The sequence below is a fragment of the Cupriavidus sp. FW305-27 genome (genome assembly GCF_058787995.1).
The window spans coordinates 35,805-46,568 of the sequence record NZ_JBYTAG010000058.1 but is presented as its reverse complement, the minus strand read 5'-3'; the positions used below and the strand labels follow the sequence as shown (position 1 = coordinate 46,568).

General features: G+C 71.1%; 11 protein-coding genes. 4 read left to right on the top strand and 7 right to left on the bottom strand.

Annotation, left to right across the window (positions count from 1 at the left end; translation table 11 throughout):
- Positions 1–65 precede the first annotated feature (65 nt).
- Genes cobU through AC3WRI_RS24685 form a run of 4 tightly spaced genes read left to right on the top strand, consistent with a single transcriptional unit; the run spans position 66 to position 3,549 of the window.
- Positions 66–641: a bifunctional adenosylcobinamide kinase/adenosylcobinamide-phosphate guanylyltransferase gene (cobU, locus tag AC3WRI_RS24700; RefSeq protein ID WP_492294266.1), complete on the top strand. Its 576-nt coding sequence runs from the start codon at positions 66–68 to the stop codon at positions 639–641.
- On the top strand, positions 635–1,609 hold the full coding sequence (locus AC3WRI_RS24695; RefSeq protein WP_010814910.1) for a CobD/CbiB family cobalamin biosynthesis protein: 975 nt from the start codon (positions 635–637) through the stop codon (positions 1,607–1,609). Before cobU ends, AC3WRI_RS24695 begins: the two co-directional genes overlap by 7 nt.
- A complete protein-coding gene (gene cobD / locus AC3WRI_RS24690; RefSeq protein WP_439668195.1) occupies positions 1,606–2,625 on the top strand; it encodes a threonine-phosphate decarboxylase CobD in 1,020 nt (339 codons plus the stop codon). The genes AC3WRI_RS24695 and cobD overlap by 4 nt, the downstream gene beginning before the upstream one ends.
- 18 nt (positions 2,626–2,643) lie before the next feature.
- A complete protein-coding gene (locus tag AC3WRI_RS24685; protein WP_492294264.1) occupies positions 2,644–3,549 on the top strand; it encodes a cobalamin-binding protein in 906 nt (301 codons plus the stop codon).
- Here the strand turns inward: AC3WRI_RS24685 and AC3WRI_RS24680 are convergent, their stop codons facing one another.
- The 7 genes from AC3WRI_RS24680 to AC3WRI_RS24650 are packed head-to-tail and all read right to left on the bottom strand — an operon-like array spanning position 3,550 to position 10,402.
- Positions 3,550–4,131: a histidine phosphatase family protein gene (locus AC3WRI_RS24680; protein WP_492294262.1), complete on the bottom strand. Its 582-nt coding sequence runs from the start codon at positions 4,129–4,131 to the stop codon at positions 3,550–3,552.
- Positions 4,116–4,940 carry an adenosylcobinamide-GDP ribazoletransferase gene (locus tag AC3WRI_RS24675; RefSeq protein WP_058697777.1) on the bottom strand — a complete coding sequence of 275 codons (825 nt, stop codon included), beginning with the start codon at positions 4,938–4,940 and terminating at the stop codon, positions 4,116–4,118. The genes AC3WRI_RS24680 and AC3WRI_RS24675 overlap by 16 nt, the downstream gene beginning before the upstream one ends.
- Positions 4,937–5,977: a nicotinate-nucleotide--dimethylbenzimidazole phosphoribosyltransferase gene (gene cobT, locus AC3WRI_RS24670; RefSeq protein WP_010814915.1), complete on the bottom strand. Its 1,041-nt coding sequence runs from the start codon at positions 5,975–5,977 to the stop codon at positions 4,937–4,939. Before cobT ends, AC3WRI_RS24675 begins: the two co-directional genes overlap by 4 nt.
- Before the next feature lie 33 nt (positions 5,978–6,010).
- Positions 6,011–6,643, bottom strand: coding sequence for a cob(I)yrinic acid a,c-diamide adenosyltransferase (gene cobO, locus AC3WRI_RS24665; protein WP_011615935.1), 633 nt, complete (start codon positions 6,641–6,643; stop codon positions 6,011–6,013).
- A complete protein-coding gene (locus tag AC3WRI_RS24660; protein WP_010814917.1) occupies positions 6,636–7,478 on the bottom strand; it encodes an ABC transporter ATP-binding protein in 843 nt (280 codons plus the stop codon). The genes cobO and AC3WRI_RS24660 overlap by 8 nt, the downstream gene beginning before the upstream one ends.
- Positions 7,475–8,482 (bottom strand): FecCD family ABC transporter permease, encoded by a 1,008-nt coding sequence (locus tag AC3WRI_RS24655; RefSeq protein WP_011615937.1) that lies wholly within the window; start codon positions 8,480–8,482, stop codon positions 7,475–7,477. The genes AC3WRI_RS24660 and AC3WRI_RS24655 overlap by 4 nt, the downstream gene beginning before the upstream one ends.
- Positions 8,483–8,497: 15 nt before the next feature.
- Entirely contained in the window at positions 8,498–10,402 is a 1,905-nt protein-coding gene (locus AC3WRI_RS24650) for a TonB-dependent receptor domain-containing protein (protein ID WP_041687494.1), read from the bottom strand.
- Positions 10,403–10,764 lie beyond the last annotated feature (362 nt).

Genomic DNA, 10,764 nt, shown 5'->3' with positions numbered 1-10,764 from the left:
CCTCCGCCCCCGACACCGCCACCCAGCCGCGTGCCGCCGGCGGACACGGTAACCGCCAGCTCACCCTGGTGCTGGGCGGCGCGCGTTCCGGCAAGAGCCATTACGCCGAACAGCTCGCCACCGACCATGCCACCATCACCGGCGGCCCGGTCACCTACATCGCCACCGCGCACCAGGACCTGGCGCACGCCGACCAGGAGCTCGAGGTCCGCATCGCCCTGCACCGCGCCCGCCGCCCCGCCGACTGGCGCCTGGTGGAAGAGCCGGTGCACCTGGCCGATGCGCTCTACGCCAACGCGCGCCACGACGGCTGCATCCTGGTGGATTGCATGACGCTGTGGATGAACAACCTGATCTTCCCCGACGGCCGCGCGTATCCCGAACATGGCGTGATCACGCCGCCGGATGCCTTCACCGAGGAAATCGAAGCGCTGCTCACCGCGCTGCCGACGCTGCCGGGCCATGTGATCCTGGTCTCGAACGAGATCGGCTTCGGCGTGATCCCGATGGGCGCCATCACCCGCTTCTATGTCGATGAACTGGGCCGCCTGAACCAGAAGCTGGCCGCCGCCGCCGACTGCGTGCGGCTGATGGTGGCAGGCATTCCGGTTGCGGTGAAGGGCGCCGATCCCACATGCTGATGCTGGCCTGGCCGGCATGCGTGGCAGCGGCACTGACGGGCGTTCTGCTGGACCTCTGGCTGGGCGAGCCGCGCCGCTGGCATCCGCTGGTGGGCTTCGGCCGCATCGCTGCCGCGTTTGAGCGGCGGCTCAACCCTGCGCCGCACCGCGGTGCGCCCTGGCGCCAGCGCCTTGCCGGTCTCGCCGGCTGGTGTGTGCTGGTGCTGGTGCCGGCAACGCTCGCATGGTGGCTGGTCGACGCTGCGGCCGGCCTGCATCCTGTTGCCGCCCTGGCGCTGCATGCGGTGGCACTGTACGCCGCACTCGGCGCGCGCAGCCTGCACCAGCATATCGCCCCGATCGCCGCCGCCCTTGCCGCGGCAGACCTGCCCGCCGCGCGCACGCTGACCGCGCGCATCGTCTCGCGCGACACCACCGATGCCGATGCTGAAGCACTGGCCCGTGCCGCCTGCGAGTCGGCGCTGGAAAACGGCAACGACGCGGTCTTCGGCGCGCTGTTCTGGTTCCTGGTCGGCGGCGCGCCCGCCGTGATCGTGTTCCGGCTGGCCAATACGCTCGATGCGATGTGGGGCTACCGTACGCCGCGGCTGCTGTATTTCGGCTGGGCCGCGGCGCGCATCGACGACGGGCTCAACCTCGTGCCCGCGCGCCTGACCGCGCTGTCCTATGCGCTGCTCGGCGCCACCGCGCAGGCGTTGCATTGCTGGCGCACGCAGGCGCCGGCATGGTCAAGTCCCAATGCCGGCCCCGTGATGGCCGCGGGCGCCGGTGCGGTGGGCGTGCGACTCGGCGGCCCGGCGCGCTATCACGGCGAGATCGAGCAACGCCCGCCGCTGGGCGCCGGCCCCGCGCCGCAAGCCGCGCACGTGACGGCCTGCCTGCGGCTGGTCGAGCGCACCTTGTGGCTGTGGCTGGCGCTGGCAGGCGCCAGCGCGCTGGCCGTCCTTGCGCTTGCCACGCCGGCATGAGCAGCGCCCTGCCCCCGATCCGCCACGGCGGCGACCTGCTTGCCGCGGTGCGCCGCTACGGCCGCCCCGCCGGCGACTGGCTCGACCTGTCCACCGGCATCAATCCCGACGGCTATCCGGTGCCGGCGCTGCCTGCGCAAGCGTGGCAACGGCTGCCGCAGGATGACGACGGACTGGCCGAGCTGGCCGCACAGGCCTGCGGCGCGCCGCGGGCCTTGCCCGTCGCCGGCTCGCAGGCCGCCATCCGCACGCTGCCGGGTCTGCTGCGCCCGGGCCGCGTGGGCATCGCCGCGCTCGGCTACAGCGAATACGCGCCGGCCTTCGCTGCCGCGGGCCATGCGGTGGCGCCGCTGGATGAAGCGGCTTTCGCGCAGGCGGCGCTGGCCGACGAGCTCGACCATCTCGTCGTCGTCAACCCGAACAACCCGACCGGCCGCATGCTGCCCGCCGCAACGCTGCTGCGCTGGCACGCGAAGCTGGCGGCGCGCGGCGGCACGCTGCTGGTCGATGAAGCCTTTATCGACTGCCTGCCCGATGGCTCGGTGGCCGCGCACAGCGGCAAGGCCGGCCTGGTGGTGCTGCGCTCGATCGGCAAGTTCTATGGCCTGGCCGGCATCCGCTGCGGCTTCGTGCTGGCGCAGCCGGCACTGCTGGACGCGCTGCGCGAGCGCCTGGGCCACTGGACCGTATCGGGCCCGGCACGCGAGGTCGCGCGGCATGCGCTGGCCGACCACGGCTGGCAGGATGCCACCCGCGCGCGGCTGCAAGCATGCGGGGCGAAGCTGGCCGCGCTGCTGGACCGCCATGGCCTGGCGCCGGTGATGCATCCGCTGTTCTGCTGGGTGCCGCATGGCGACGCCGCACGGCTGCAGCACGGGCTCGCGCAACATGGCGTCTGGACCCGCTGCTTCGACGCCGCCGGCGGCTGCCCGCCGAGCCTGCGCCTGGGCCTGCCGCCGGACCAGCCGCACGCCTGGCAGCGGCTGGACGCGGCACTGGCCGCGGTCACTGCCTGAACCACTTTCCCCGATTCCATGCTGAACCGCCTGACGCCCGTTATCGCTTCCACGCTGCTGCTGGCAGCCCTGCCTGCCGCCGCCACGGTGTCTGCCGTCGACGACGCTGGCCAGACGGTGACACTGCCGCAGCCCGCGCGCCGCGTGATCTCGCTGGCGCCGCACGTCACCGAGATGATCTTCGCGGCCGGCGGCGGCGACCGCATCGTCGGCACGGTCAGCTACAGCGACTACCCGCCGCAGGCGCGCGAGATCGCGCGCGTGGGCGACAACAAGGCGCTGGACCTGGAGCGCATCGCCGCGCTCAAGCCGGACCTGATCGTGGTCTGGCGCCACGGCAATGCGCAGAGGCAGACCGACCGTCTGCGCGCGCTCGGCATCCCGTTGTTCTACAGCGAGCCGCGCAGGCTGGCCTCGATCCCGGAGAACATGGAGAAGCTCGGCACGCTGCTGGGCACCGAAGCCACCGCGCGGCGCGCTGCCGACGGCTTCCGCCAGCAGGTGGAGACGCTACGCAAGACTTACGCGGCCCGCCCGCCGGTGACGGTGTTCTACCAGGTCTGGCAGCAGCCGCTGATGACGCTCAACGGCCAGCACCTGGTCAGCGACATGCTGGCGCTGTGCGGCGGGCGCAACCTGTTCGCGGCCGAGACGCCGCTGGTGCCGACGGTGTCGGTCGAAGCGGTGATCGCGGGCAACCCGGAGGCGATGCTGACGGCGGGCATGGGCGCCACGCGCTCGGATCAGCCGCTGCCGGATTTCGAGATGTGGCGGCGCTGGAAGCAGGTCACGGCGGTGGCGCGCAACAACCTGTTCGTGATCGACGGCGACCTGGTCAACCGCGCCGGTCCGCGCGTGGCGCAAGGCGCCGAGCTGATCTGCAAGGACCTCGACACGGCGCGCAAGCGCCGGCCCGCACGCTGATCAGGCGGCGCGGTTCCACCAGCCGAGCCGGACCTCTCCCGGCCCCAGCGTGAAGCCACAACTGGCCCCGAAGCCCAACGCCCAGTTGACCGTCGTCGCCAGCGGCACGCCCAGCCAGTGCGCGGCCAGCATGCGCATCGGGCCGGCATGGCCGACCACCCACAGGCATTCCGCGCGATCTTCCGCCAGCGTTGCGGCCCAGCCGGCAACCCGCGCCATCGCCTGCGCCGGCGCTTCGCCGCCATGCGGGCGCGCGTGCAGCAGGTCGGCCGCCCACTGGTCGAGCGCGGCGCGGTCGATCGCATCCCAGGCCACACCCTCCCAACTGCCGAAATCGATTTCGCGCAGCCGGGGTTCGGTGTCGATGGCCGGCGCGCCGGCCGATAACGTCTGCACCAGCGCCTGCGCGGTGCCGAGCGCGCGCGCCAGCGGGCTGGCGACAATGCGATCTGGCGTGGGCAGGCCCGCGGCGATCTGTGCCGCCGCAGGCGCCAGCGGTGCCACCAGAGGCAGGTCGAGGCAGCCATAGCAGGTGCCCGCCGGCACCTGCGGCTGCGCATGGCGGATCAGGACCACATCCATGCCGCGGCCACCAGGTAGAGCAGGATCTCGGCGCACTGCTGGGCCATGCCCAGGCAGTCGCCGGTATAGCCGCCGATGCGGCGCACGAAGTAGCGGCCGAGCAGCAGGCGCAGACCCAGCAGCGCGACCACTGCCGCCGCGCAGAACCACGGCGACACCAGCCACAGCGGCACCAGCCCGCACAGCAGCGCGAACGCCAGCCCCGCGCCGGCCAGCTTCTGCGCCACCGGCTTGGCCTTGCCTTGCGCGCGCACGTAGGTCAGCGTGGCCAGATAGCTGACCGCCATCGCGCGGCTGGCGGCATGCGCGGCGACGATCACCGCCAGCAGCACCATCAACCCGCCGCGCCCGGCAATCGCCACCAGCAACTGCCACTTGAGCAGCAACGCCACCACCAGCGCGATCGCACCGAACGCGCCGATGCGCGAGTCATGCATGATGCGCAGCACGTCCTCGCGCTGCCACGCGCCGCCGAAGGCATCGACGCAATCGGCCAGGCCGTCTTCATGGAAGGCCCCGGTCAGCAGCAGCGTGGCGGCCATGCCCAGCAGCACGGCCACGCCGGGCGGCCACCACAGCATCGCGCCCCAGGTGACCAGCGCGCCCACGCCGCCCACCAGCAGCCCGACCAGCGGGAAGTAGCGCGCGGCGGCGTGCAGGTAATGCGGTTCGAATCCGGCCCAGCGCGCCAGCCAGCCCGGCAGCGGCACGCGCGTGAAGTAGCCCAGCGCCGTCAGGAAATAGCGCAGCTCGCCGGCCACGCCGGCGGGGCCAGCTTGTGCAGGCACCGGGTCGGACGGCACGCTCATGGCGAGGCGGTGCTGACGCCGGCGCCGCTGAAGGTCGCCATTTCGTTCAGGAATGCCGCCGCCGAAGCCAGCAACGGCCACGCCAGCGCGGCGCCCGTGCCCTCGCCCAGGCGCAGGTCCAGCGCCAGCAGTGGCGCGGCGCCGAACTGGTCCAGCAGCGCACGGTGGCCGCGCTCATGCGAGCAGTGCGTGAACACGCAGTACTGCAGCACATTGGGGTCCAGGCGCTGCGCCACCAGCAGCGCAGCCGTGGCGATAAAGCCATCGACCAGGATCACCATGCGGCTCGCGGCGGCGGCCAGGAAGGCGCCTGCCATCATCGCGATCTCGAAGCCGCCGAAGGTGGCCAGCACGTCCAGCGGCGCCTGCGCATCGGCATGCAGCGCCAGCGCGCGCTCCAGCACCTCGCGCTTGCGCGCGAGGCCGGCATCGTCCAGCCCGGTGCCGCGCCCGATGCAGTCTGCCAGCGGCAGGCCGGTCAGCCGCTGCATCAGGCACGCGGCCGCTGAAGTGTTGGCAATGCCCATCTCGCCGAAGCCGATCACGTTGCAGCCCTGCTGCGCATGGCGCAGCACGCGCGCCATGCCCGCGGTCATCGCCGCGGCGGCCTGCTCCGGCGTCATCGCGGGTTCGACGGCGAAGTTGCGGGTGCCGTCGGCAATGCGGCAGTTGACCAGGCCCGGTGCCGCCGGCAGCGGCGCGCGCACGCCCGCGTCGACGATCTCCAGCGCAATGCCGTGCTGGCGCGAGAACACATTGATCGCCGCGCCGCCGGCCAGGAAGTTCTGCACCATCTGCGCGGTGACCTCGGCCGGATAGGCGCTGACACCGGCGTCGGCCACGCCGTGGTCGGCGGCAAACACGATCACCGTCGGGCGCTGCAACACCGGCCGCGCCGTGCCGAGGATCAGGCCCAGCTGCAAGGCCAGCGATTCCAGCCGGCCCAGTGCGCCGAGCGGCTTGGTCTTGTCGTCGATGGCGGCCTGCAGCTCGGGGCGCAGGGCATCGTCGAGGGGAGTGATTTCCGGAAACTGCATGATGCGTTGACCTTGTATTCAAAAACGATGCGGCTACATCTCGACGCCGCGCTGCGCCTTGATGCCCTGCTGGAAGGCATGCTTGACCGGCGTCATGTCGGTGACGGTGTCGGCCGTCTCCACCAGCGCCGGCGGCGCGCCACGGCCGGTGATGACCACGTGCTGCATCGGCGGGCGCGCGCGCAGGTCGGCAATGACCTGCTCCACATCAAGATAGTGCAGCTTGAGCGCGATGTTCAGCTCATCGAACAGCACCAGGCCGATGCCGGGGTCGCGCAGCATGCCGCGCGCCACTTCCCAGGCAGCCTCGGCCTTGGCCACGTCGCGGGCGCGGTCCTGCGTTTCCCAGGTATAGCCCTCGCCCATCACGTGGAAGGCGCACTCGTCCGGGAAGCGGCGCAGGAACATCTCTTCGCCGGTGGGCTGCGCGCCCTTGATGAACTGGACCACGCCGGTGCGCATGCCGTGGCCAAGCGCGCGCACCACCATGCCAAAGCCCGAGCTGGACTTGCCTTTGCCGTTGCCGGTGGTGATGACAATCACGCCGCGCTCATCCTGCGCGGCGGCAATCCTGGCGTCGACGATTTCTTTCTTGCGCTCCATGCGCGCCTTGTGGCGGGCATCGCGGTCCGGGTCTTCTGCAGGCGGGTTCTGGGTATCAGTCATGACGTGTGTGGGGTATGGGTGGGGCGGCGCCGTCGGGAATCAGCGCAGTATGCGCGCCGTCGGTGACGCTGACGATGGCGGTGCGCAGCGCGCGCGAGCAGTGTTCAGGGGTCAGCACCCGGGCGGCAGTGCCATGCAGCGTAGTGCCGTCTTCGGCCATCAGCAGGGCGTGGGTGGCGTAGCGCAGCGCCAGCGTCAGGTCGTGCAGGATCACCACGATGGCATGGCGCCCGGCCCGGGCCAGCGCGGCCAGCTGTTCCAGAACCAGGATCTGGTGGCGCAGGTCCAGGTGCGAGACCGGTTCGTCCAGCAGCAGCAGCGGCGCCTGCTGCGCCAGCGCCGCGGCCAGCGAGGCGCGCTGGCGCTCGCCGCCGGACAGGGTCAGCACATCGCGCGCGGCCAGCGCTTCAATATCCATCGCTCGGATCACTTCCTGCACGATGCGGTCATCCTCGCGCCCGGTCCAGCCCCAGCCGGACAGGTGCGGATGCCGCCCCACGCGCACGGCATCCTGCACCGACATCGAGAAGGTGTCATGCACGGCCTGCGGCAGGTAGGCGCGCTGGCGCGCCAGCACCGCCGGCGCGATCTGCGCCGCCGCGGCGCCGTCGATCTCCGCGCTGCCGCCGTCGGCGTGGCGCAGCCCGGCCAGCACCGTCATCAGCGTGGACTTGCCAGCACCGTTGGGCCCGGCAATGCACCATAGCTGCCCCGCGCCGATGGTCATCGTCAGGCGCTCCACCAGCACGCGCTGGCCGGTGCGCAGCTTCACATCGCGCAGCACGAGCTGCGGACAGGCAGTGAGCGGATGGGACCAGTGCGGGGCCTGGCTCATCGCGGCCTCCGCAGCAGCAGGTAGAGGAAGGTCGGCACGCCCAGCAGCCCGGTGATCACGCCCACCGGCAGCTGCGCGGGCGCGACCACGGTGCGTGCGATCAGGTCGGCGGCCATCAGCAGCGCGCCGCCCAGCAGCGTGGCGGCCGGCAGCAGCAGGCGCTGGTCGTTGCCCCAGGCGAGGCGCACCAGATGCGGCACCACCAGCCCGACAAAGCCGATCGAGCCGGCCGTGGTAATGGCAGCGGCAATGCACAGCGACGCCAGCAGGAAGGTGGCCAGCCGCACGCGGCCCACGCGCACGCCCAGCGACTGCGCCACGGTCTCGCCCAGCAGCATCACGTTGAGCGCGCGCGCCATCGGCATGGCCAGCAGCAGCGCCACCACCAGCATGGCCAGCGCGCCGCCGTAGGCGGCGGTGCCGCCCAGGTCGCCGGTCAGCCAGAACAGCATGCCGCGCAGGCGCGACTCCGGCGCAATGGAGAGGATCAGGGTAATGACCGCGCCCCAGCCCGCGGCCAGGATCACGCCGGTCAGCAACAGCCGGGCGCCCGCCTCGCGGTGGCCGCCCTGCACCTGCGGATGCAGCAGGTCGCGCCGCGCCAGCGACGCCACCAGCACCATCGCCGCCAGTGCACCGGCGGCGGCGGCGGCCTGAACGCCCCACCACGGGGCCAGCAGCAGCATGGCCAGCAGCGCGGCAGTGGAGGCGCCGCCCGACACGCCCAGCACATAGGGCTCGGCCAGCGGGTTACGCAGCAGCACCTGCATCAGCGCGCCGGACAGGGCCAGCAGCCCGCCGCAGGCAAACGCCGCTGCCGCGCGCGGCAGCCGCAGTTCGCGCACGATCGCTGCGGGGGTGCCGGTGTCGGCACTGCTGAGCGCAAGCCAGAGCTCGCGCGCATCGAGCGGCACGCTGCCCAGCGCCAGCGACAACGCGAACGCCAGCAGCGCCGCGAGCGCCAGCACCAGCCAGATCGCCAGGGCGCGCCGGAACTCAGACATGGCGCGCCCGTGCGCTCATCGCTGGCGCCAGCCCAGCGTGATGAAGCCCGCGCGCCCCTGCGTGTTGTAGGGGTAGGCGAGCTGGTAATCCTTGTCGAACAGGTTTTCGACGCGGGCGGCGATGAACCATTGCTTGTCGATGTTGTAGCGGGCGTTCAGGTTGACGATACCGTATCCGCCCAGCCGGCGCGAGCCGGAATCCATGCGCGACGACGACACCAGCCATTCGCCGCCGAAGCGCCAGTTGCCGAAGTCGCGGCCCACGTCGAGCGCGGCATGGCGGCGCGCTCGGCGCAGCAGCTGGGTGTTGGTCTGCTCGTCGACCGGGTTCTGGAAGGTCACGCTGGCGCCGAAGTCGGTGCCATACACGGTGGCGCGCCACGAAGCCTCGATGCCCTGCACCTTGGCCTTGTTGACGTTCTGCGCCAGGAACATGCCGCTGGGCTGCTGCGCCGACACGATCAGGTCGTCGTAGCGCGTCTCGAAGGCGGTCACGCGCAGCAGGCCGGCGCTGGCGGTGGCGTACTGCACGCCGGCCTCGACCGACTTGGCACGTTCGGGCTGCAGGTTCGGCTGGCCGAAGTTGGGGAAGTACAGCTCGTTGAAGGTTGGCGCGCGGAAGGCATTGCTGACGCTGGCGATCAGCTTGAGCGCATCGGTCACGTAGTAGCCGTAGCCGGCGCGAAAGCTGCCCTGGTTGCCGAAGTCGGAATAATGGTCGTTGCGCGCGTTGAGCTGCAGCTGGTGCTTGCCGATGCGCCCGTCATAGCCGCCGAACACCGAGAACACATTGCGCGTGGGCGCGCCGTAGGCGCTGGAGTCGAGCTCCTGCTGCAGGTAGTCGGTGCCGAACAGCAGCGTGTGGTTGGCGGCCAGCGCATACTCGTTCTGCCAGTTGAACTGGCGGTTGCGGGTATTGAAAGTGCCGTTGGGCCTGCCATTGAGGAAGGTGTCGCTGCGGTCCTCGCTCTGTGACAGCTTGAAATGGGTGGACCAGTCCGCCCCCACCTTGCCGTTGACGAAGGCCGACAGCGTGTACAGCTCGCTGTTGGTGCGGTTGTCGTCGGTCGGGCGGCCGAAGGCGCTGTCGAACGACAGCTTGCTCTTCGAGTAATAGCCGGTGAAGCCCGCGTCCCAGTTCGGCGCGAAGCGGTGCTTGACCTGGCCCGACACGCTCTGGTTCTCGTACGGGTTGTCGTTGGGATTGGCGCGCGGCGCCTGCTTCGTGTTGATCGACGAGAAGCCGTCGGTCTTGAACGCCGAGCCGGTCAGGTTGAACGAGGTATCGCCGATCTGGCCGCCATAGCCGACCGTGCCCTGGCGCGTGTTGTTGCTGCCGTATTCCACCTGCGCATTGGCCGCCGGCGCCTGGCCCGCGCCGCTCTTGGTGAATATCTGCACCACGCCGCCGATGGCGTCCGAGCCGTACAGCGCCGACACATTGCCGCGCACCACCTCGATGCGCTCGATCTGGTCGGGCAGGATATTGGCCAATTGCGCGGTGCCGCTGCTCGCGGACGATACCCGCACGCCGTCGATCAGGATCAGCGTCTGGTTGGAGTTGGCGCCGCGCATGAACAGCGTGGTGTTGGTGCCCATGCCGCCGTTGGCCGAGAACTCCACGCCGGCCTGGTTGCGCAGCAGCGTGCGCAGGTCGGGCGCCTGCGAATTGACGATGTCCTGCTGCGTCACCACCGTGGTGTGAGGCAGCGCCTCGGTAATGGCTTGCGCGGTACGGGTGGAGGTGACCACCACCGGCGCGAGCTGCGTGGTGCGGCTGTCGGTGCCGCTGTCGGCCGCCTGCGCGAACGAAGTGGCCGGAACCAGGGTGAACGAGGCAATGGCCGCCAGGATGGCGGGCACGGACGGACGCACCGCCGGGGTTGCCGGGCGGGTCGACCTATGGAGCGATGAACGCATGATGCAGGACTGGATAGGAACGGCCGGGCCCGTTCCCCCGCGGACCATATGGCGATGAGGCGTGCCGCGCACGGGCGGCAGCCCGCGTTCAGGCCGGTATCCGGGCTGGCGACACTGGGCCGGCGCCTTCCCGAACCTGCGGTTCAGTGGCGTGTGGCCGGTCCTGCGGTGCGTGTGGCCGGGAATGGGATCCGGCCTTGCCAGCGGCGTTGCCGGCAGGCTGGCTGTCGGCTATGTCGGAGTCTGGCAGATGCGCACCGCGGTCGCTTACCGTTGCGGGGGCAGCACAGGTTGGCCTGTCCGGCGCGCAGCCGGCCTGGCTCCCTGTTTCCCGTTGAACTGCCCTTTCGCCAGGGACGAAA

Bases quoted from the DNA above. Each gene is read 5' to 3' on its own strand.
- AC3WRI_RS24695 (WP_010814910.1), top strand. From the start codon at position 635: ATGCTGATGCTGGCCTGGCCGGCATGCGTGGCAGCGGCACTGACGGGC.
- cobD (WP_439668195.1), top strand. From the start codon at position 1,606: ATGAGCAGCGCCCTGCCCCCGATCCGCCACGGCGGCGACCTGCTTGCC.
- AC3WRI_RS24685 (WP_492294264.1), top strand. From the start codon at position 2,644: ATGCTGAACCGCCTGACGCCCGTTATCGCTTCCACGCTGCTGCTGGCA.
- AC3WRI_RS24680 (WP_492294262.1), bottom strand. From the start codon at position 4,131: ATGGATGTGGTCCTGATCCGCCATGCGCAGCCGCAGGTGCCGGCGGGC.
- AC3WRI_RS24675 (WP_058697777.1), bottom strand. From the start codon at position 4,940: ATGAGCGTGCCGTCCGACCCGGTGCCTGCACAAGCTGGCCCCGCCGGC.
- cobT (WP_010814915.1), bottom strand. From the start codon at position 5,977: ATGCAGTTTCCGGAAATCACTCCCCTCGACGATGCCCTGCGCCCCGAG.
- cobO (WP_011615935.1), bottom strand. From the start codon at position 6,643: ATGACTGATACCCAGAACCCGCCTGCAGAAGACCCGGACCGCGATGCC.
- AC3WRI_RS24660 (WP_010814917.1), bottom strand. From the start codon at position 7,478: ATGAGCCAGGCCCCGCACTGGTCCCATCCGCTCACTGCCTGTCCGCAG.
- AC3WRI_RS24655 (WP_011615937.1), bottom strand. From the start codon at position 8,482: ATGTCTGAGTTCCGGCGCGCCCTGGCGATCTGGCTGGTGCTGGCGCTC.
- AC3WRI_RS24650 (WP_041687494.1), bottom strand. From the start codon at position 10,402: ATGCGTTCATCGCTCCATAGGTCGACCCGCCCGGCAACCCCGGCGGTG.